The sequence below is a fragment of the Ruminococcus sp. J1101004sp1_RTP21198st1_B9_RTP21198_201120 genome, from assembly GCF_040924245.1.
GTDB classification, from domain to species: Bacteria; Bacillota; Clostridia; order Lachnospirales; family Lachnospiraceae; genus Blautia_A; species Blautia_A faecis.
Genome location: NZ_JBCOMI010000012.1, coordinates 102076 through 124801 on the forward strand (window position 1 = coordinate 102076; position 22726 = coordinate 124801).

Genomic DNA, 22726 nt, shown 5'->3' on the forward strand with positions numbered 1-22726 from the left:
TGTAATTCCGGATCCCCCAAATCGTGAGAGATTATACCACAGGTAAAATGATTTTTAAAGAGCTTTTTTCAATGGAAACTGTTAAATCTTCGCGAATTCCGCCAGATTCCCCGTCAATATGAATGGGAAGAGCGGACGCACTATGTACATGGATATCGCTGCAGGTGAGAATATGTATTCCCCTGATGCCCACATGCTTTCCGAAAAAAGCAGTAGGCAGGCAAAATAAAAGCTTTATCTTACGGATACCTTCCACAAGGATCACGTCCAGAAGCTGGTCGTCAGGCTGAGCATCCGGGCAGAACTTAAAACCGCCGCCTTCATATTTCTGATTCATAACCGCTGTAAAATATACGTGGTCATAGGAAAAAGTATTCTCTCCATCTAGGGTCACTGTCATTTTTCCTGGATTAATAAAAATCAGCTGCTTCAATGCAATGAAAAGATAAATCAGCTTTCCCAGCCCAAGACGATTGAATATCTTCTTTAAGGGCGTTGCCAGAACCTCCTGGCATACGCCGGCGTCATATCCGATTCCCGTGCTGATACCGAATCGGGACTTCTTATTATTGCGGAGCAGGTAAGGAACATCCATTTTGCTGATATGCTCTGCCTTTAGGATATATTCCAGTGATTCCATTGGATCAAAAGGGAGTCTCATGCTTCTGCAGAAATCATTGCCAGAGCCGGTTGGAATGTATCCGAAGACTACCCGGTCAAAATCGGTGATGCCGGTGAGCACCTCGTGAATGGTGCCGTCACCTCCCACTGCAATGATATATACAGGCTCAGATTCAGTGCCAAGAGCACAGGCATCAGAAGCAATCTCTGCGGCATGTCCGGAATATCTTGTAAGGCAGTACTGGAAATCAATTCCCCGAAGCATAAGCTGCTGATGAATTTCATTCCAGATGGAACGTCCCCTGCCAGAGCGGGAATTGGGATTAACAATAAAATAATACATAACTTCTCCTAGGTTTTTAGAACATGTTTGCAAAATCTCCCATAAATTGTGAAGCACATATCAGGGAAAGTATTTGGGGGCATGCTCTGAGACAAAGAACCTGAAGCCTTGCGATGTAGATTCTCTGTCTTTTATGGTTACATAATAGCATTGGTGGGATCGTTTTACAAATTAATTTTAACAAAATATTCTTAAAAATTTCTGAAGTGTGTTATAATGTAACTATTCCTTAACAATTATGGAGAGGATTTCACTGTTTGCTTAAGCAGACATCATCAAATACGAAAATAATCAGGAGTGTATACATGAAATCACTTGTAATTGCGGAAAAACCGTCCGTCGCCAGAGACATTGCCCGTGTTCTTGGCGCAAACCAGAAAAATGGTGGTATTCTCGAAGGCAAAAACTATGTAGTAACCTGGGCACTTGGACATCTTGTAACCCTGGCTGACCCGGAAGAATATGACAGAAAGTATGAAAAATGGGAAATGGCGACCTTGCCCATGCTCCCCAAGGAGATGAAGCTGGTAGTCATCCGCCAGACAGGCAGGCAATTTTCCGTAGTAAAGACTCAGCTTTTCCGAAAAGATATTGGAGAAATCATTATAGCCACAGATGCAGGACGGGAGGGGGAACTTGTTGCCCGCTGGATTCTGGAAAAAGCAGGCTGCCATAAGCCAATTAAGAGACTGTGGATTTCCTCAGTCACAGATAAAGCAATTAAAGAAGGCTTTGCCAATCTGAAAGACGGGCATGACTATGATAATCTTTACCGTGCAGCTGTTGCAAGGGCAGAAGCAGACTGGCTGGTGGGAATGAATGGTACCAGAGCTCTCACCTGTAAATACAACGCCCAGCTTTCCTGTGGCAGGGTGCAGACCCCCACCCTTGCCATGATCGCAAAGCGCGAAGAAGAAATCCGCAAATTTGTGCCAAAAGAATATTATGGTATTTCTCTGGAGACCCAGGATGTGAAATGGACCTGGAGAGATGAGAAAACAAAGAGCTTCCGTACTTTTTCTAGGGAAAGGGCAGAGCAGATCAAAGGCAGGCTGGAGAACGCTGCTCTTGAAATAACCAGTGTAGAGAAAAAAGCAAAAAAGACTATGGCCCCGGGCCTGTACGACCTGACAACTTTGCAGAGGGAAGCCAACCTGAAATATGGTTTTTCTGCAAAAGAGACCCTGAATATTATGCAGCGCCTTTACGAAAATCACAAAGTACTCACATATCCCAGAACCGATTCCCGATACATTGGAAAGGACATTGTTCCTACTATTAAGGAAAGACTGAAGGCCTGCGGAATCGGTCCGTACAGAAAGCTTGCTGGCGCACTTATGAATAAGCCTGTGCAGGTGAATGGAAGTTTTGTGGATGATAAGAGGGTCAGTGACCACCATGCGATCATTCCGACAGAACAGTTTGTTCAGCTGGACCACATGACAAATGAAGAACGGAAGATTTATGATATGGTTGTCCGTCGTTTCCTTGCAGTTCTTTATCCTGCAAGCCAGTATGAGCAGGTGACCATGGAGGCGAAAGCGGCAGGAGAAACTTTTGCAGCCAGCGGCAAAGTGATAAAGAGCATGGGCTGGAAGGAAGTTTACGAAGGCGGAGCAGATGATGATTTGGAAGATGAGGCGGATGATGAGAAAAAACTGAAAGACCAGCGTCTTCCGGAGATGAAAACCGGAACCAGACTAAAGATTTTGAAAACTTCCTTAAATACAGGAAAAACAAAACCGCCAGCAAGATTCACAGAGGCAACTCTTCTTGCAGCTATGGAAAATCCGGTGAAATTTATGGAGACAAGAGATAAAGAAGCGGTGAAAACCCTTGGAGAGACTGGGGGGCTTGGAACCGTTGCCACAAGAGCAGACATTATTGAGAAACTTTTCCATTCCTTTATGATGGAGAAAAAAGGCAATGAGATCCATATTACCTCAAAGGCAAAACAGCTTCTGGAGCTGGTGCCGGAAGACCTGAAAAAGCCTGAGCTCACAGCTGACTGGGAGATGAAGCTTTCCCAGATTGCAAAAGGCAGGATACGTCAGGGGGATTTTCTTCACCAAATCCGTGACTATACCTGTGAAATTGTAGATGAGATCAAAACCGGGGAGGGCACGTTCCGCCACGACAATCTTACAAATAAAGTATGTCCGCAGTGCGGCAAAAAACTTCTGGCTGTCAATGGAAAAAACAGCAAAATGCTGGTATGCCAGGACCGGGAGTGCGGCTACCGTGAAACGATTTCCCGCACTACCAATGCCCGTTGTCCAAAATGCCATAAACGTATGGAAATGTATGTGAAAGGTAAGGAAGAGACGTTTGTCTGCCAGTGCGGTTATAAAGAGAAGCTTTCCGCGTTCCAGGCAAGACGCCAGAAAGAGGGCGCAGGAGTAGGCAAGCGTGACGTGCAGAACTATCTGCGCAGGCAGCAGAAGGAGGCAAATGAGCCGGTGAATAATGCTTTTGCACAGGCATTGTCTGGAATTAAGCTGTAAATACAGAGGATAGATAATACGGAGATGCTGTTGATGGCAGCATGTTATATTACTGTTCACTGGCAATGTTCCGCGAGACGTTTTTTGTGAATATCGTTTACAGAAAAAACGGGAATCTCAGCGGGAAATCATGGGAATGCATGATTTCTGTGCATCGCGAAGTGAACCGTAACCTTGTTTGTCCACAAAAAAATAAAAGAAAGAGGAATTTGCATATGCGCCGAGAAGTATCTTTGGAAGAGATTTCCGACGGAAGACTTTATGAATTAAACGATATGGTAAAGGCAGACTGCCAGGATTGTGCAGGATGTCATGACTGCTGTGAGGGAATGGGGGATTCAGTTGTGCTGGATCCCATGGATGTGTACCGCCTGTGTACGAATCTGGGAAAAACACCGCAGGAACTGGTAAGCGCAGGGCTGATCCAGTTTGATGCCATGGATGGGAACATTCTGCCTCATCTTTGCATGAGTGGAAAAAACCAATGTTGTGTTTTCCTGAATGAACAGGGACGGTGCAGCATCCATGACTTCCGTCCTGGTTTCTGCAGACTTTTCCCATTGGGACGTTTCTATGAAAATGGAGGATTTAAGTATTTTCTGCAGATCCATGAATGTAAGAAGACAAGCCGGAGCAAGATCAAGGTAAAGAAATGGATCGACACTCCGGATCTTCGCCAGTATGAAAAGTTTGTAGCTGACTGGCATTATTTTTTGCTGGATGTGCAGGAGGTTCTTTATAATGCCACAGATGCCCAGCTGATCAAAAATCTGAATTTATATGTGGTGAATCGTTTTTATATGAAAACATATGAAGTGGGCAGAGATTTCTATGAGCAGTTTGAAGAAAGACTGACAGAAGGAAAGCAGCTGTTAAGTCTGGCATAATTGAATAGAAAAACTCCCGGAACACTTGAGCCTGTTTGAAAAATCTTACAGAAAGCTTTTTCAGACACGCTCTAGAGCGCCCGGGAGTCTTTTATTTTTAGATTGCAGTATTCCATTAGAAGCTTTGGGAGGGACTATGGTGTCTGCGCACTAAAAATCAGAAATATATATCAAATGTTAAGTGAAAATCAAATTGTTGAAAAGTAGTCCGTATAATAGAATACACGAATTTCTCCATTTTGGCAAGAGATTTTTTGTAAAAAACTAAGAAATGCCAAGATATATAAAAAATAAGATAGTTACTGGTCACAAAGTGAACAATAATACAAGACAATGCTGCATTATGAAACAGGCCAACTCATTCTGGACATTAGAGAAAAATGTTGTTATAGTAGATAAGAGAAATTAGAGAAATATATCCCTTTAAATACACAGGAAAGAGGAAAAAGCTATGCCAGTATTTGATTTCAGCGGTGCTTCTGCAAGTAAAGCGGAGGCAAAGTGTACTTACACAACATTTCACAGCAGCCATACGAAGCCTTCACCGGAGCAGCCGATCATGGTGCTTGACAATAAAGAGAGACAGTGGAAACATCATTCCTGCGGTGTGTTTACCAATCCGGTAAACCGTACTGCTTTTGATTTTAAGGAAGAAGACGGTAACCATACAGCAGATGTGGTGAAAATTGATTCCAGATTTACCAGTCTTTTGAAATGGCTGGGAGACAGCAGGATCAATGTACGTTTGTCTGGTACTAACAGGGAGGACGGATATGCGGTATACCGCATTCGCGAAACTGCTTTTGGCGGCGGCACAAAGCTTTCTGCAGAGGATGGCTTTCTGCAGTTTATGATTGAGAGACTTCTGGAGAGTAATGCACCTGCTGAGGCAGAAGAGGATGAGGAACAGGAGGAAAACGGTGATGAGATGAAGCTTACCAGCATTCAGAGTATTACCGATTTTATGACCTGCGCAGGCAAAACACTGCCGGATAATATCAGACTCTGGACCAGAAGAAATCTGGCAGTGGCAAGATCCAGTGAAGTTTCCCAGGAAGAGCGCCATCATGCACAGAGGGCTCTTTCTATTATGTTGAATATCCAGTGGAAGAACAATTATTTTGAAGCAATCGATCCTGTTGAGGCAAGGAGAATCCTGGATGAAGAGCTTTATGGAATGGAGCGTGTGAAACAACGTATTATCGAGACGATTATCCAGATCAACCGTACACATACCCTTCCGGCCTACGGACTTCTTCTGATCGGACCTGCCGGTACTGGCAAATCCCAGATAGCCTATGCAGTTGCAAGAATCCTGAAACTTCCGTGGACTACGCTGGACATGAGCTCAATTAACGACTCTAAGCAGCTTACCGGAAGCCCCCGTATTTACGCAAATGCAAAGCCCGGAATTATTATGGAGGCATTTTCCATGGCTGGTGCCTCTAATCTGGTATTTATTATTAACGAGCTTGATAAGGCAAATTCCGGCAAAGGAAATGGAAATCCGGCAGACGTACTTCTTACCCTTCTGGACAATCTTGGATTTACAGATAACTATATGGAGTGTATGATCCCAACTGGCGGTGTTTATCCAATTGCTACTGCAAATGACCGTGACCAGATCAGTGCACCGCTGATGTCCAGATTCGCAGTAATTGATATTCCGGATTATACAGCTGAGGAGAAGAAAGTAATCTTTTCCAGATTCTCTCTTCCGAAAGTTCTTAAGAGAATGCATATGGAAGAGAGTGAGTGCATTATCACAGAGGGGGCGCTGGAGGCAATCATCCAGCGTTATTCCAATACTTCAGGTATTCGTGATCTGGAGCAGGCAGCAGAGCACATTGCGGCAAATGCACTGTATCAGATCGAGGTCAACCATGTAGAGAAGGTAGAGTATACCAGAGAGATGGTGGAGGAACTTCTGAAATAGAAAAGATGAATTATTATATTCGATAACAATATTCGCAAAATAATCATAATATAAAAATATACAAGAGAAACATATAACAGGAGTGATAAAAATTGGAATTCTGGGACATCTATGATATTAACAAGAAACCTACAGGCCGCACCATGAAGCGAAACGACTGGTGCTTAAAAGACGGGGAATACCATCTCACCGTACTTGGAGTAGTGGCAAGACCAGATGGTACGTTTCTCATTACCAAACGTGTGATGACAAAAGCCTGGGCACCAGGCTGGTGGGAAGTTTCCGGCGGTGCAGCACAGGCAGGGGAATCTTCTTATGATGCTGTACTCCGCGAAGTGAAAGAGGAGACAGGCCTTGATGTAAGCGGTGCGCAGGGCGGCTATCTTTTTACTTACAAAAGAGAGAATCCAGGGGAGGGAGACAACTATTTCGTAGATGTTTACCGCTTTGTGATGGATGTGAAAGAAGAAGATCTACACCTTCAGGAAGAAGAGACAGACGGCCACATGTTTGCCACTCTGAATCAGATCAAGGAATTTGCAGCCCAGGGAAAATTCCTGCACTATGACAGTATTCAGGCTGCCTTTGAGAATCTGTAGATTTATTATATATTCTGCAGGAAATAACTGTGATATGCAGGGAGATTTTTTTTACGAATTCTGATGAAATGGGAATATTAATTAGAGCGTGCTGGTCAGACTGCGAGCAGTACAATTCTGTTAAGGGTATGTAAAATATAATTGAGATAAAAATAGTTTCTTGTAATTTGAAGAAAGGTGTATTATAATAAGCAACGAAATCTGAATAAAGACCAGGGGAGTTTCAATTGAGAAGCTGAGAGTAAGGTAGTCCTTAGACCCTTTTAACCTGTTGGATCATGCCAGTGTAGGAAGTGTTTAACGATGTAATTAGGAGCATTTGTCTGGATGGCAGGTGCTCTTTTTTCATACTGACTGACAGAGCCTGTTCAGTTCCGTCACAGTTTCAAGAATGGTTCTTATTCGATTTTTAACGCAAAGTCCTGTTTATGGGACAGAAAATAGGAGGAAAAGAAAATGAACGCAAGTGTAGCAATTCAGGTACTGCCAAATGTACAGGATGAAGAGGAAGTTATCCGCATTGTAGACGAGGTGATCGCCTACATCAGATCCACTGGTCTGAACTATTATGTAGGACCATTTGAGACCACCATTGAAGGTGATTACGACCAGCTGATGGATATTGTAAAAGAGTGTCAGCATGTAGCTGAGCGCGCAGGCTGCAAGGCTATGAGCGTATATGTTAAAATTGCATATAAACCAGAAGGGGATGTACTTACCATTGAAAAGAAAGTTACCAAACATCACCAGTAAGATACCTCCAATTGCAGCCATGGCCGTGATTCTGCTTGGCTGGGAAGTGGTAAGCATTTCGGGAATTGTTCCCTCCTACATGCTTCCATCTCCGGTAGCAGTGCTGACAGCCCTGTTTGGCGATCTGCCAACCATACTTTTCCATGCGAAATTCACTTTGCTGGAATCCTTTTACGGACTTCTCATTGGAATCGCGCTGGCATTTGTGTTTGCAACTATGATGGATCGGTTCCGTGTAATGGATCAGGCATTTTATCCGATCATGATCATTACGCAGACCATACCGACCATTGCCATTGCGCCAATTCTGGTGCTTTGGATGGGATTTGGAATGGCACCTAAGATCACTCTGGTTGTGATCACCACTTTTTTCCCAATTACAATCGGACTGCTGGATGGATATAAAAGTGTGGATCCGGATGCCATTCGTCTGATGAAGGCCATGGGAGCCAGCCGGGCACAGATTTTCCGCCATGTGAAATTTCCAGGTGCTTTGCCCCAGTTTTTTTCCGGGCTGAAAATATCTGCTTCCTATGCAGTTGTAGGAGCAGTTGTTTCTGAGTGGCTGGGTGGATTTAACGGACTTGGTGTTTATATGACCCGTGTAAAAAAAGCATATTCTTTTGATAAAATGTTTGCAGTCATTATCTTCATTGTGATCATCAGCCTTTTACTTCTTCTGGCAGTAAATATTGTCAGCCGGATCACAATGCCATGGCTGCAGGTAGAAAAGGAGAAAAATCATGAATAAGAATCTGAAAAAAGTAATCGCACCAGTTGCAGCGGCAGCTATGGTGCTTGCAGTTCCTACAGGTGTATACGCAGAAGATGGTGCACAGGAGAAAATCACATTCTGCCTGGACTGGACACCGAATACCAACCACACCGGACTTTATGTAGCACAGGCAAAAGGCTACTACGAAGAAGCTGGTCTTGATGTGGAAATCGTTCAGCCACCGGAAAATGGTGCAGCCCTTATGTGCGCAGCAGGTCAGGCTCAGTTTGCGATCGAGGCCCAGGATACCATGGCTGCTTCCCTTGCACTTGACGAGCCTCTTGGAATCACAGCAGTTGCAGGAATCATTCAGCACAACACCTCCGGAATCCTTTCCCGAAAAGGTGACGGAATTGATAAACCAGCCGGACTTACCGGAAAAACCTATTCCACATGGGATTCCCCAATCGAGCTTGCTGTGCTGGAAAATGTTGTAAACGGCGACGGCGGAGATTTCAGTCAGGTTACCCTGATCCCTAATGATATTACAGATGAGCCTGCAGCACTTGCTGCCAATCAGACGGATGCCATCTGGGTATTCCAGGGCTGGGGCGGAATCAATGCTGACGTAGAAGGTGTAGACTGCGACTATTTTGCATTCTCTGATATCAATCCTGTATTTGACTACTACACACCGGTTATCATTGCAAATAACGACTATCTTGCTGAGAATCCGGATCAGGCGAAAGCATTTATGGAAGCAACTGCAAAGGGATATGAGTTTGCAGCAGAGAATCCGGATGAGGCAGCACAGATCCTCATTGACGGCGATAATACAGGCTCTCTGAAGGATGCTGAAGAGCTTGTAAAGAAGAGTCAGGAATTCCTTTCCACAAAATACATTGACGATGCAGAAAGCTGGGGCGTAATTGATGCAGACAGATGGAATGCATTCTACAAATGGCTGTATGAGAACCAGCTTTGCGACAAGGATCTTACTGGAGTCGGATTTTCTAACGAGTATCTTCCACAGTAAGGAATGAAAGAGAAAGAAATTAACGCATAGAGCTATTCTGTCAGGCAAATTTACCCCAATTATTGCGGAAAATGGAACTGGTTATGGAAGTAGCGCTGTGTATAAGGAACGAATATGTCATCAGAACAAAATAAAGTAATTTTACGAGCAGAACATATTTCAAAAACATACGGTGAAAAAAAGGTTTTGGAGGACATTTCCATTCATCTGGAGCAGGGGGAGCTGGTTTCCCTTCTGGGAGTCAGCGGTTCCGGAAAGACCACATTGTTCAATGTTCTTTCCGGTATTATCCCGCCTGATGAAGGAAAGGTCTATCTGAAAGATCAGGATGTGACTTCCACTCCTGGAAGCATCAGCTACATGCTGCAGAAGGATCTTCTCCTTCCCCACAAGAAAATGATCGACAATGTAGCACTTCCCCTTGTACTGAAAGGCATGAAGAAAGCAGAAGCCAGGGAAAAGGCCAATCCGCTTTTTGCAGAATTTGGTCTGGAAGGCACCCAGTATCAGTATCCAAGCCAGCTGTCCGGCGGTATGCGACAGCGTGCGGCTTTGCTTCGAACTTATTTAAGTTCCAGCGGAGTTGCCCTTCTGGATGAGCCTTTCAGTGCCTTGGACACGCTGACCAAGGCCAGTGTGCATAAGTGGTATCTGGAGGTTATGCAGCATATTGATCTGTCCACCTTGTTTATCACCCATGATATTGACGAGGCCATTCTTTTGTCCGACAGGATTTACATCCTGAACGGAACTCCGGGAACCATCAAAGATGAGATCGTGATCCAGGAGAGAAAACCAAGGGCAGAGGATTTTGCATTGTCAGAAGAATTTTTGGAATATAAGAGACAGATTATTAGCAAGCTGTAGTTTTTCGGTTGATGAAAATAAAACTTCCCGGCAGGTTTCATACTACCTGAGTTTGAGCGCTCAGAAGCAGAAGCCTGCCGGGACTTTTTATGTAAAATATCCAGTTGACGTGCTATTGTGAAGCCGGCACAAAAATGGTACTATTAGTACTATAACGAAGAAGGAGAAAAATGTAGGATGAGGAAAAATGAAAAAAGAAATGGAAAAGCACTGCTTCCTATAGTAGTGTTTGTTGTTTTGTATCTGGGGCTTGGCATATTATTTGAGTATGGTCTGGATATCGAGATGGGATTTTATAAAATTCCCGTTGTCGTTATATTTCTGGTTGCATTACTTGTTGCCTGTATACAGAACCGCGAGCTTAAATTGGATGATAAGCTGGAAGTTATGGGGATGGGAATCAGTGATCCTAACATTATTACAATGATCATAATTTTTATGCTGTCAGGTATTTTTGTAGGTATAGTCGGAAGAACATCTGCAAACAGTGTTGCATATTTTATTTTGTCACTGGTTCCGCCTCAGTTTGCAGTTGTTGTGCTTTTTGTGGTCAGCTGTTTTGTTTCTCTTGCAATGGGTACCTCTGTAGGAACAATTACGCTGATCGTTCCAATTGGAGTTGCAGTAGCAAGAGTATCCGGATTTGCACTGCCGGTTTGTATTGGTTCCGTCATGAGCGGCGCCATGTTTGGAGATAATCTGTCATTTATATCAGACACAACCATTGCTGCATGTAATGGACAAGGCTGTGAAATGAAAGATAAATTTAAGGAGAATTTCTTTATTGCACTGCCAGCTGCTATTGCCAGCATTATTATTCTGCTGGTTTTGTCTGTTAAAAATTATAATGGTGGATTCATCGAAGAAAAATATGATTTAATACAGATCATTCCTTATATTCTGGTTCTTATAGGTGGAATCATCGGATTTAATGTATTTTTCGTGCTGATTACAGGTATTCTAAGTGGCTCAGTTATTATGATTGCAACAGGAATGATAGCACCCACAGACCTGATCGGAAATATGGGAACCGGTGCTGCCGGGATGTTTGAAACCAGTATGGTTGCGATTCTGGTAGCTGCAATCTGTGCCCTGATCAAGGAGTATGGTGGATTTTCCGCTTTATTATACTGGATAAAGAAAGTGTTTAAAGGAAAAAAAGGCGGGCTCCTGGGAATGGGACTGTTAGTTGGGCTAATGGATATTGCAACTGCCAATAATACAGTTGCGATCGTTATGGCGAACCCGATTGCAAAGGAAATGTCAAAGGATTACGGTATCAGCGCCAGAAAAGCTGCTTCTATCCTGGATACATTTTCCTGTATTTTTCAGGGGATTTTACCATACGGAGCGCAAATGCTGGTTGCTGTTTCTGCTGCAGCCAGTTTAGGAGAAGTGGTCAGTGCATTTGATATACTTCCAATGCTGCTGTATCCTTATATGCTGCTGCTTAGTTCACTTGCCTTTATATTTACCATGAAAGTTCCGGATGGCAGACAGTGAATGTTTAAAAATAAATTTTCAGAAAGTGATGAGATAAAAATGCTGACATATACATATGTTTCAAAAGGAAAATTTGAATTAATGGAAAAGCCTAAGCCTGTGCTTATGGATGATAGGGATGCTATTGTAAAGGTAACTCTTGCCAGTATCTGTTCAAGTGACCTGCATATCAAACATGGAAGTGTTCCGCGTGCGGTTCCGGGGATAACAGTTGGTCATGAGATGGTAGGAATTGTAGAAGAAGCTGGAAGTGGTGTAACCAATGTGAAACCGGGAGACAGAGTAACGGTAAACGTGGAAACTTTCTGTGGGGAATGCTTTTTCTGTAAAAAAGGCTATGTTAATAATTGCACGGATAAAAATGGCGGCTGGGCTCTTGGCTGCCGCATAGATGGAGGCCAGGCAGAGTACGTGCGGGTACCTTTTGCAGATCAGGGGCTTAACAAAATTCCGGATGAGGTTACTGACAGGCAGGCTTTGCTGGTAGGAGATGTTCTGGCTACCGGTTATTGGGCGGCACATATTTCCCAGATTACAGAGGAGGATACAGTGCTGATCATAGGAGCCGGTCCTACCGGAATCTGTACGTTGCTTTGTGTGATGCTGAAGAAACCGAAGCGGATCATTATGTGCGAAAAAGATGAAAAACGTATTGACTTTATTAAGGAACATTATCCGGAGGTTCTTACTGTATCACCGGAAGATTGCAAAGAGTTTGTCATGTTGAACAGTGCGCATGGAGGAGCAGACGTGGTTCTTGAGGTCGCAGGAGCGGAAGCTACATTTCGTCTGGCATGGGAATGCGCAAGACCAAATGCAATTGTGACTGTGGTGGCACTTTACGATAAAGCCCAGATACTGCCTCTTCCGGATATGTATGGCAAGAATCTTACATTTAAAACCGGTGGAGTGGATGGCTGTCACTGCGAGGAAACACTGAAGCTGATTGCAGAAGGCAGACTTGATACGGAGCCTCTGCTCACTCATACCTATCCGCTTTGCAGAATTGAGGAAGCGTATGAGCTTTTTGAAAATAAGAAAGATGGCGTGATCAAAGTGGCTGTGGAATGCTGAATAAGATCTGGGAGCATCAGAGAGCTATGTAAGCAGCGGAATGCATGGAGTTATAAAAGTTATGATTTCTGAAGTGCTTCCAGTTTTTTTATATCAAGTTATCAAAAAAACTTCACTTGATTTTTAAGAGAGGAGAAGGAATTTGAACATACAGATTTTTGGAACGAAGAAGTGCAATGACACCAAGAAAGCAGAAAGATTTTTCAAAGAACGTGGTATTAAGTATCAGTTTGTTGATATGAAGGACAAGGGAATGAGCAAAGGTGAATTCAATTCTGTTGCCCAGGCAAATGGTGGCTTGGAAAACATGGTCAACTGGGAAGGAAAAGACAAGGATTTGCTTGCACTCATAAAATATATTGCAGATGAAGACAAACTTGGAAAGATACTTGAGAATCCCCAAGTGATTAAAACACCAGTGGTTCGAAATGGAAAACAATCTACACTTGGATATCAGCCGGATGTCTGGAAAGCGTGGAAATAAAGATCGATACGATGCTTATAAAAATATATGGACGAAAATATGATGAGAGGTGAGATGATAGTGGACTGACAACATAGCATATATCGGGTATCATTAAATAACGCAATGCATATACTTGAGCGAATCAGCGGATTACGAATGTTTTGGCGGGTCAAGAGACCAAAAATCCTCTTGCAAGCGAGCTTGCAAGAGGATTTTTGACTTTTTGACCCTGGTATCATCATGATATTATATTTAAAGGGAAAAGAACTGTAAAGTGAAATATTACCTGTAAAGTAGTAACAAATTCTGTGAAAATTGTGCAATAGTAATGATTTGTATATTGTGAAGCGGGTACATAAATGATACTATCATTATTATAAAGAAGCAGGAGGTAAGTGCGTGATGAAGAAACTTACAACAGCAAAAATCTGGCAGTTTGCAGCAGGTCAGTTTGGATGGGCAATGTTGTCCGGAATCATTTCAAACTGGCTTGTGTATTTTTATCAGCCAGATGAAACCGCCATCAGCCAGGGGCAGACCGTATTTATTCCCCAGGGACTGGTGGTGCTTGGCATTTTCACCATTATCGGAGGAATCACAGCCTTCGGAAGAATTTTTGATGCTTTCACAGATCCTATGATCGCGTCCTGGTCAGACCGGTGTACGTCCAAAAATGGACGGCGAATTCCGTTCCTGAAATGGGCGTCCCTGCCTCTGGCACTTTCCACAGTGTTAGTGTTCTGGTCCCCGATCAATGAGAAAAGCTGGCTCAATGCAGCGTTTTTGCTGGTGATGGTTCTGGCCTATTACCTTTCCATTACAGCTTATTGTACACCGTATAATGCCTTGATCCCGGAGCTGGGACATACCCAGCAGGAGCGGCTTAATATTTCTACGGTGATTTCCTTTACATTCATTGCAGGAACTGCAGTTGCATACCTGGCCCCAACTATCTGGGGGGCATTTATCCCGGCATTTGGACGTGTTGGCGCCATCCGTGTCACCTTTACGCTGATGGCAGTGGTGGCATTTATCTGCATGCTGATACCTGTATTTTGCATTCGGGAAAAGGATTACGTGGACACAGTTCCAGCAAAAGAGTCTGCTTTTCGCTCCCTGACTGCTACGTTTAAGAACGGAGAATTTTGTAAATTTGTGGGCTCCGATATTTTTTACTGGATCGCCCTTACCATGTTTCAGACAGGCCTGCCCTTCTTTGTAACCAGCCTTCTGAAGCTGCCGGAGACGATGACAACCCTGTATTTTGTGGGGATGACAGCATTGTCTTTAGTATTTTACATTCCGGTAAATAAGCTTACCCCGAAGCTGGGTAAGAAAAAGATGATCCTGTTTGCATTTGCTGTATTCAGTCTGGCTTATTTCTATACAGGATTTATGGGAAAAATGAGTTTTATTTCGGAAACCGTACAGGGGCTGATCCTGACGGTGGTGGCAGCGCTACCGATGGCAATTTTTGGAATTTTGCCCCAGGCGGTTGTGGCAGATATCGCCCAGAGTGATTCCATCACATCAGGAAGCAACCGGGAAGGAATGTTTTATGCGGCAAGAACCTTTGCATTCAAACTTGGCCAGAGTCTTTCCATGCTGATCTTTACTGCTGTTTCTACCATCGGAACAGGAGACGGAACTGGTTATAGGATCGCAGCCTTTGGCGCAGCGGTGTTCTGTATGGTGGGCGGAATTATTCTGGTATTTTATAATGAGAAGAAGATTAATGGGATTATTGGGGGATAGTAATAAAGTATTAAGCCTCTCGTAAATTGTAACACACATGTCACAGTATATCTTTCTTTAAGATACTTTTGAATGAGTTGTGTTATCAGGAATTTGTGAATCGTGATGATTGTTTTTTATGATTTTATAAGCTGCTTGTAAGGGGAGTTTTGGAATGAAAATAATACAGGAAAACGAATATTTATATATTATGGAAAATGAGGTGGAACCTTATTTAAAAGTCCATTGCCGAGAGGGATACATTCCCGGAGCAGAAGACATTTACCATGGGAAAAATGGAATTACGGGAAAAATCCATGTGAAGCGTTATCTGGCAGAGAATCCTGTGGGGGTGGTGGTGATCAGTCATGGTTTCACAGAAGGCGCACCAAAATATGAGGAGTTGATTTACTATTTTTTACAGGCTGGCTATCACGTATACATGCCAGAACATATGGGACACGGTCAAAGCTACCGTCTGGCAGCAGATCCCTCATTGGTACATATTGATATCTGGAAGCGGTATGTAAGAGATTTTTTGAAAGTATGCCACGAAATCAAAAGGGCATACCCGGAGTTGCCCCTGAACCTTTTTTCCCACTCCATGGGCGGTGCAATCGGCGCAATTGCCGCAGCCTGGGAACCCGCTCTTTTTCATAAAGTGATATTAAGTTCGCCTATGAGCAAACCGCTCACTGGAGGCGTGCCCTGGCCGTTGACCGTACTGATCGCCCATGCAGAATGCTTTTGGGGAAAGGAAGAGTCCTATGTCTTAGGCCAGAAACCTTACGACGGAACCGACACCTTCCAAACCAGCGCCGGCACCTCTGAACCTAAATTTATAAGATACAACGACCTGCGAAAAGAAAAACAGTTTCTCCAGACCTGTGCACCATCCTATGGCTGGCTGAAGGCCTCCATAAAAATGAGCTGGTATTTAAGATACCACGGCTGGAAGAAACTCCGGTCTCCTCTCCTTATTTTCCAGGCCGAAAAAGACGATTTCGTATCCGTCCGCGCACTTCGGAAATTCGCAGTGAAAATCAGAAAGCGCGGTGTTGCCCCCTGCGAATATGTCTACATGCCCGGGACGAAGCATGAGATATATTGTGGCGGGGATGAGACGATGGAAGTTTATTGGGATATAATGGAAAAGTTTTTGGGACAATAAGTTTGGCGTTGCCTACAAACGAAGATTATTAGTGTAGAAAACTCTACTTTGCTGGAGCCCATTGCAGATGCGTTTTCCATATCTGTTACCGAACTGATTTCCGGTAATACCGTGAACAACGCTAACGTGTCCGCAAACACGCTCTAGTAATCGTGAATGGAACACCAAGCTGATTTCAACAGAATAAGGCGAAATGGCAAAAGAAATTGTTGCTGGGTTCAGAGAATTATGGAGCTCACTTTATGCGTTAGCCTATGATGAATTCTATGAAAACTATAGAGAACGTTATAAAATAATCAAGCATCAAAGAGAGTGTGCTAAAGAACAAGAGATTACGTCAATAGAAAGTTATACGCTGAAACCAAATAATATACAGGTGAAATTCATTACTAATCTGCGAAAAATTGTTGAATCAGGAGAGAAAAGATCACTCTTGATTTCTGCAACAGGAACACCTGTTATATTAATGACAGGACGAAAAGACTTGATTTAAAGGGTATTCGGGCCTGTCTTTTCAATTTAAAAAAATGTATGGGCGAAAAAATAATGAGAGGTGAGGGAGAATTGATTGACAACATAGCATATATCTGGTACTATTAAATAACGCAATGCGTTAAAACGATAGGAGCGTTTTATCATGAGTAGAGGAAAAGAAGTAAAAGAATTAAGAGAAAAAATGGGAATGAACAGACGTGAATTTAGTGACTACTATGGTATTCCGTATCGTACCGTTCAAGATTGGGAAGCAGAGAAAAGAGAACTTCCAGATTATCTGTTACGTTTATTAAAGTATAGAGCAGAAATGGAATGTCGAATCGAAAGAGCAGATAAATGAAAGGTCTAATCCACCAGCTATGCTGGGGAGAATGGAGAAGGCGGAAGCGGTGAGGATAACAAAATAAAGCCTCCTGTGATATGATGAGAATGTGTCGCAAGCCAAACTCAAAGGAGGCGGTTCAAATGGACAATAAAAGTCTATCACATACTCGCTGGAAATGCCAGTATTATATCGTATTCATTCCTAAATATAGGAAGAAAGTATTGTATGGAAAGGTACGAGAAGATGTGAGAGAAATAATATCAACTCTATACAAATATAAAAGTGTAGAAATTATTGCGGGAGCCGTATGTATCGATCATGTGCATTTAAGCGTAGCAATTCCACCGAAACTTAGTGTATCAGACTTTATGGGATATTTGAAAGGGAAGAGCACATTGATGCTTTACGACAGACATCCAGAACTGCAAAGTAAATGGGATAAAGCCTTTTGGGCTAGAGGATATTATGTTGAAACAATCAGCAATATAACAGATGCAGCAGTTCAGAAATATATAAATGAGCAAGCAGAGGAATCGAGAAGATTCCAGTAGTACCACTTTATAGCGGACCAGTAAAAGTGCTTGCGATACCGCCCTTTGGGGTGAGCAGTAACAATGACCCTTTGGAGAACCAAGGATAAACCACCAGTTGAACTGGTGGTTGCTAACTTAAACAAAAGAAAGAAGAGAAAAAATATGCTTTCATTTGGTGATTTTGAAAGACGAATGTTAAGTTATTTCCAGCGAGGTACAGAAATTTTACATAATGGTAAAAGAATGATCGTTGAAGAAGCTGGTAAACCGACGTGTTCTTATGGTGAACCAAAAACAGATGTATATGTAGCTGCACGCAGCAATTATGGAATTGAAGAGATTAAAATCTCTTATAAAAAAGAAAATGCAAATTTTTTAGAGAATAAGATGAATTCGGAACGGGCGGAACAATTGTTTGGACCAGACTGGAGAAAAATAATTGAAGATTCAACATCAGGGATTCGCAGCCAATTTGAACAAAGAATGCGAGTGTATAAAGAAAAATTCAGGAAAATCGAAAAGGGGGCAATAACTCTGGGGTGGAAGTTTGAATTATTAAACAAACCAGGCGGAGAATTGTCAGGTGAAATGTGTCTTTCAAGACAGCAGTTATATGATGTTTATGCTGGAACTAATTTATCTCCAGATAAGAGAAATGCGTACGTAAATGGACGTTTGATTCGAAATTCTGGAATAGCAGAGTATATTCTTGTTTCAGATACAGCAAGATCCGCACAGGATGTAATTGATAGAATGGTTCCGATAGGGGATTATATAGAAAGACATCCGAAGATTTATTTTGCCTGTAAAGCGTTAAACTATCGGACATACTATAGAAAGTATGATGGCAATAGACCATTGGCTGTTCAGGTTGATTGGAATATTGTAAACGGAAAATTGAGTTCATCATTAATATTTGATGCACCACTAGAAGCTAATGGTGACGAAATGGCAAGTCGCCTTCTATATTGTTTGGGCAGATTATCGATTAATACTACGGATGATATTAATTCGAATAACTCAGATATGAGAAATGTATATCATTAATAAGAAAGGGTAATGCAGATGAATGTTATAAGTCTTTTTTCTGGTTGTGGAGGATTAGATTTAGGTTTTGAAAAAGCAGGATTTAATATTCCTGTTGCAAATGAATTTGATAAAACAATTTGGGAAACTTTTAAAGTTAACCATCCAAATACACATCTTATAGAAGGAGATGTACGTCAAATTACAAAAGAAGACATTGCACAATACATAGATGGAGAAGTTGACGGAATAATTGGTGGACCACCATGTCAATCATGGTCTGAGGCAGGTTCATTAAAAGGTATAAAAGATGCAAGAGGACAACTGTTTTTTGATTACATTAGAATTCTGACAGAATTTCAGCCGAAGTTTTTTTTGGCAGAAAATGTTAGCGGAATGTTAGCGGATAGACATTCGGAGGCTGTACAGAATATTCTTCATATGTTCGAGGAAGCCGGATATGATGTGTCTTTTACCCTGGTTAACGCCAAAGATTATGGTGTTGCTGAAGAGCGAAAAAGGGTGTTTTATATTGGGTTTAGAAAAGATTTAAATATACAGTTTGGATTTCCAAAGGGATCCACAAAAGATGATTCCAAGAAGATTACATTAAGAGATATTATCTGGGATTTACAGGAGACGGCTGTTCCTTCAGGACCGAAAAATCATCATAATCCAGATGCAATTAACAATAATGAATATTTCACAGGTGCGTATTCACCTATTTTTATGAGTCGAAATCGTGTGAAATCATGGGATGAACAAGCATTTACGGTACAGGCTTCCGGAAGACAATGTCAGCTTCACCCTCAAGCACCTAAAATGGTTAAATTCGGTAAGAATGATTGCAGATTTGTTGAAGGTAAGGAACATCTATATAGACGTATGACAATTCGTGAAGTTGCAAGAGTACAAGGCTTCCCGGATGACTTCAAATTTATTTATGAAGATACTAATACCGCATATAAGATGATTGGCAATGCTGTGCCGGTTAATTTAGCATATGAGATTGCAGTAGCTATTAAAATGTATCTTGATGGAAATGGCGATACTGTTGACATTGATAATGAGATCCTTGACGCAAAAGAAGCTAATGAGAAAAAAATGAGCTCAAAGAGTAATGATCAAGGGCGTGCTTATGAATATGCATGGATTCAGACGTTATATAAAGCACTGTGTGAATCCAGAAAAACTCGTATTGTAGAAAATACCAGTTTATTGGCAAATGAACGAGCGTGGGATTCAATGGATGATGAAATGCAGAAACTGTTCATTACGTCTGCTAATGCTGCGATTGATACAGTCCTTGAATTGGAACCAAGAATGTCTGAAGCAGATAATGGCGAACTTACACTCGAATTTCAAAAGGATGGAGCTGGGGCAAAAGGCGATGTAAGAGATATTATTATTCGCAGAAATAATATTGAATGGGAAATCGGTCTCAGCATTAAACACAATCATGATGCGGTAAAGCATAGTCGATTAAGTCATAAATTGGATTTTGGAAAAGAATGGTTCGAAATACCTTGTAGTGAGGAGTACTGGAATGCAGTCGGACCGATTTTTGAAACACTTAAAGATGCAAAGAGCAATGGTGTCAAATGGTCAGATTTAGATGATAAAAATGAAAAGGTATACATTCCATTATTACAAGCATTCATCGATGAAGTAAATCGATCATACCGGAAGGATAAATCAATGCCACGAAAGATGATAGAATATCTTATTGGCATTGAGGATTATTATAAGATTGTAAGTAAAGATAGTAAACGTGTTACGCTGATTCATACGTTTAATATGCATGATACGTTAAATAAACCGGGCAAAAACACAATATCTGCAATAACAGTTCCGGTAGTTGAGCTTCCGACCAGGTTAGTTGCATTAGAATTTAAACCAGAGAGTGAGAATACTGTTGAAATGTATTTGAATAACGGATGGCAGCTTAGTTTTAGAATTCATAATGCAAGTACGAAAGTTGAACCAAGTTTAAAATTTGATGTTCAGTTCGTAGGTATGCCAACATCTGTGTTAAATATTGAATGTAGATGGAACTAACTAATAATTGATACTGTGAAGACACGTTATTACAATATACGAAAGATAAGGAACTAAGAAAATGTATGAAATTAGACCAGAAACGGTAAAGTCATTTATTACAGATAGAAATGTTCGATTACCGCGATTTCAAAGAAAGCAGACCTGGGACCCAAAGAAAAATTTTCAATTATGTATTAGCTTATTTAAAGAATATCCTATTGGGGTTTGTATATTAAGTGTAGATGAGTCTAAGGGAAAGACAGTCAGATGGTTGTTGGACGGTAGGCAAAGAAAAAATGCGCTGACAAAAATGTATGAGGATCCAGAAAATATCTATAATTGGGCAAGAGCTTTTATTGGATTTAAGAATTCTGACCAGCCGTTTGAATTGGAAGAAAAATATTGGGAAAAGATTAATGAATATATAGAGGCAGATGTAGATGAAGAATACGGTAATACATCAGAAGGAGAAGATGATAGTCTGCCAGCAGAAAGTGAGGAAGATGTTGTAATAAGAGATTCTTCTTCTGGTCTGGAATTACTTTTGGATATTATAAAGATTATTCATAACAAGCAGAAAAAGAATACTGGTTTTACGAAACCATTTGATTTCACAAAATATGTAGACAGGCTTCCGTATATGGAGAACGGAGAGAATGCACTATCATCCCGTAAACTCAAAATGTTTATTGATGAATATAGAAATCACGCAGACGCATATAGACAAGATTATGAGGACGAGGATTGTTTCTATGAGTATTTGGACTCTAGAAGCATTGTGAAAGATGAAAAGAAAACAAAGCAGTTAATCCATGATAAATGGGATGAAATTTTGGAGAGGATGCTTATTATTGACAAAATTGATTCCCAACTTACTAGCAGTAAGATTGGAATGATAGAAGTCAAAAATCTTTCACCGTCAGATTCCCAGAAGATCTTCAACATAATCAATTCAGAAGGCGAAAAGCTGAAGGCTGTTGAAATATTATCCGCAAAACCACACTGGAATATTCCAATTATAAACCCATCACAAGAAGCAATTGATGCGGTTAAAGAACTTTACAAAGAATTAGAAACGGTTCCTTCTGATGTTGTCAGATGGGACTATCCAGCAACTATATTGAGAAGATTAGGGACAAATTGCGTGATAAAGCAATTTGCTCCTACTAAAACAGATTTTGTTAAAGAGTTAACCTGTGGATTTAAAATTGTTGCAGGTATATATGAAGGTGGTGTAAAAAAAGAATCCATAGAAAAACTGAGTAAGAGTACAGCTTTGAATTGGAATAAAGATTTTGATCAGCTTATATATGACTTAAAGAATATGTTTAAACTGCTGACATCTTATGATTATTTCAGATATTTTCAATCTTGGAGAGCAACGATTTTCGAGCTAACAAGTGAGGCAGTAGCTATAGACTTTTTTGTCATTGCATATAAAGACTGGGAAAGAAAAGGAAAGCCGATTGGATCTGATATTAAGGCAAGACAATTCCAGAAAAATTGCTTTATATTATGGGATAAACTTATATATGAATACATTTATAAGCAATGGCGTGGCGCAGCAGATCAAAAAACAGCATATAACATTTCAAATCTTTCAAACGAGCCTGATGTATTCGAATCTGTATCACAGGAAAACTGGCAGCGTGTATTAAAAGAAATATTTGAAGAAAGTACCATCGATTCTCTCGCAATCAGTCAAACACTCATGACACCATTACTGTATCATATGTATTGCCTTAGATATATCCAAGGTCCGGATTCATTAAATGAAATAGAAGTGGATCATATTATTCCACAGGCGTCATTCGAGACGTCTTCGATTAAAAATCATGAGGTAATACAGCATAATTTGCTTAACTTAGGTTTATTACCCAAAAATGAAAATGCTTCAAAGAATAAAAAACGACTTATAATGATTGAGAGTGAATGGCTTAGAGATCAAATAGAAAAGTATGAGTTTATTCCTAAGGATTGTTTTGCTGATTTTTCAGACGTCAAGAATTATAAGGAGATGTTTGAATTAAGAAAAGCTATTATTGAGGATGCTTTTACAACAAAGAGAAATACAATATTGTACAATTAATAGATCATT

Annotated in this window: 20 protein-coding genes and 1 riboswitch; of the genes, 19 read left to right on the top strand and 1 reads right to left on the bottom strand. The window is 41.3% G+C overall.

What is annotated here, in order from left to right:
• Window positions 1-31 precede the first annotated feature (31 nt).
• Window positions 32-964 carry a diacylglycerol kinase family protein gene (locus tag AB5618_RS10195; protein WP_118583854.1) on the bottom strand — a complete coding sequence of 311 codons (933 nt, stop codon included), beginning with the start codon at window positions 962-964 and terminating at the stop codon, window positions 32-34.
• 305 nt (window positions 965-1269) lie between these two features.
• Here AB5618_RS10195 and AB5618_RS10200 point away from each other — a divergent pair, with 305 nt between their 5' ends.
• The 19 genes from AB5618_RS10200 (at window position 1270) to AB5618_RS10290 (ending at window position 22717) form a co-directional block, all read left to right on the top strand.
• Window positions 1270-3468, top strand: coding sequence for a DNA topoisomerase III (locus AB5618_RS10200; RefSeq protein ID WP_173715627.1), 2199 nt, complete (start codon window positions 1270-1272; stop codon window positions 3466-3468).
• 215 nt (window positions 3469-3683) lie between these two features.
• The gene (locus tag AB5618_RS10205; RefSeq protein ID WP_173769748.1) at window positions 3684-4355 is read left to right on the top strand and encodes a YkgJ family cysteine cluster protein; all 672 of its coding nucleotides are present in this window, start codon (window positions 3684-3686) and stop codon (window positions 4353-4355) included.
• 451 nt (window positions 4356-4806) lie between these two features.
• On the top strand, window positions 4807-6291 hold the full coding sequence (locus AB5618_RS10210) for an AAA family ATPase (protein WP_118583860.1): 1485 nt from the start codon (window positions 4807-4809) through the stop codon (window positions 6289-6291).
• 92 nt (window positions 6292-6383) lie between these two features.
• Window positions 6384-6890, top strand: coding sequence for an NUDIX domain-containing protein (locus AB5618_RS10215; RefSeq protein ID WP_173769749.1), 507 nt, complete (start codon window positions 6384-6386; stop codon window positions 6888-6890).
• A gap of 204 nt (window positions 6891-7094) precedes the next feature.
• Window positions 7095-7201, top strand: a riboswitch (TPP riboswitch).
• 145 nt (window positions 7202-7346) lie between these two features.
• Complete coding sequence (locus tag AB5618_RS10220; RefSeq protein ID WP_118583864.1) at window positions 7347-7643, top strand: thiamine-binding protein; 297 nt, start codon at window positions 7347-7349, stop codon at window positions 7641-7643.
• Complete coding sequence (locus tag AB5618_RS10225; RefSeq protein WP_118583866.1) at window positions 7612-8394, top strand: ABC transporter permease; 783 nt, start codon at window positions 7612-7614, stop codon at window positions 8392-8394. The genes AB5618_RS10220 and AB5618_RS10225 overlap by 32 nt, the downstream gene beginning before the upstream one ends.
• Window positions 8387-9394, top strand: coding sequence for an ABC transporter substrate-binding protein (locus tag AB5618_RS10230; RefSeq protein ID WP_173718404.1), 1008 nt, complete (start codon window positions 8387-8389; stop codon window positions 9392-9394). The genes AB5618_RS10225 and AB5618_RS10230 overlap by 8 nt, the downstream gene beginning before the upstream one ends.
• 114 nt (window positions 9395-9508) lie before the next feature.
• Window positions 9509-10261, top strand: a complete 753-nt coding sequence (locus tag AB5618_RS10235) for an ABC transporter ATP-binding protein (protein WP_173718405.1) — start codon at window positions 9509-9511, stop codon at window positions 10259-10261.
• A 177-nt stretch (window positions 10262-10438) separates the two neighbouring features.
• Complete coding sequence (locus AB5618_RS10240) at window positions 10439-11764, top strand: Na+/H+ antiporter NhaC family protein (protein ID WP_173718406.1); 1326 nt, start codon at window positions 10439-10441, stop codon at window positions 11762-11764.
• Between the two features lie 39 nt (window positions 11765-11803).
• On the top strand, window positions 11804-12838 hold the full coding sequence (locus AB5618_RS10245) for an alcohol dehydrogenase (protein ID WP_148462481.1): 1035 nt from the start codon (window positions 11804-11806) through the stop codon (window positions 12836-12838).
• Window positions 12839-12980: 142 nt separating this feature from the next.
• The gene (locus tag AB5618_RS10250; RefSeq protein ID WP_148462480.1) at window positions 12981-13322 is read left to right on the top strand and encodes an arsenate reductase family protein; all 342 of its coding nucleotides are present in this window, start codon (window positions 12981-12983) and stop codon (window positions 13320-13322) included.
• 384 nt (window positions 13323-13706) lie between these two features.
• Window positions 13707-15059, top strand: a complete 1353-nt coding sequence (locus AB5618_RS10255; protein WP_148462479.1) for an MFS transporter — start codon at window positions 13707-13709, stop codon at window positions 15057-15059.
• Between the two features lie 154 nt (window positions 15060-15213).
• Window positions 15214-16209 carry an alpha/beta hydrolase gene (locus tag AB5618_RS10260; RefSeq protein ID WP_148462478.1) on the top strand — a complete coding sequence of 332 codons (996 nt, stop codon included), beginning with the start codon at window positions 15214-15216 and terminating at the stop codon, window positions 16207-16209.
• A 193-nt stretch (window positions 16210-16402) separates the two neighbouring features.
• The gene (locus tag AB5618_RS10265) at window positions 16403-16702 is read left to right on the top strand and encodes a hypothetical protein (RefSeq protein WP_368366720.1); all 300 of its coding nucleotides are present in this window, start codon (window positions 16403-16405) and stop codon (window positions 16700-16702) included.
• A gap of 144 nt (window positions 16703-16846) precedes the next feature.
• A complete protein-coding gene (locus AB5618_RS10270) occupies window positions 16847-17044 on the top strand; it encodes a helix-turn-helix domain-containing protein (protein ID WP_148462477.1) in 198 nt (65 codons plus the stop codon).
• A gap of 125 nt (window positions 17045-17169) precedes the next feature.
• A complete protein-coding gene (tnpA, locus tag AB5618_RS10275; RefSeq protein ID WP_148462476.1) occupies window positions 17170-17580 on the top strand; it encodes an IS200/IS605 family transposase in 411 nt (136 codons plus the stop codon).
• Between the two features lie 63 nt (window positions 17581-17643).
• Window positions 17644-18609 (top strand): hypothetical protein, encoded by a 966-nt coding sequence (locus AB5618_RS10280; protein ID WP_368366721.1) that lies wholly within the window; start codon window positions 17644-17646, stop codon window positions 18607-18609.
• Window positions 18610-18621: 12 nt separating this feature from the next.
• The gene (locus AB5618_RS10285; RefSeq protein WP_368366722.1) at window positions 18622-20646 is read left to right on the top strand and encodes a HaeIII family restriction endonuclease; all 2025 of its coding nucleotides are present in this window, start codon (window positions 18622-18624) and stop codon (window positions 20644-20646) included.
• Between the two features lie 61 nt (window positions 20647-20707).
• Window positions 20708-22717 carry a DUF262 domain-containing protein gene (locus tag AB5618_RS10290; protein ID WP_148462475.1) on the top strand — a complete coding sequence of 670 codons (2010 nt, stop codon included), beginning with the start codon at window positions 20708-20710 and terminating at the stop codon, window positions 22715-22717.
• Window positions 22718-22726 lie beyond the last annotated feature (9 nt).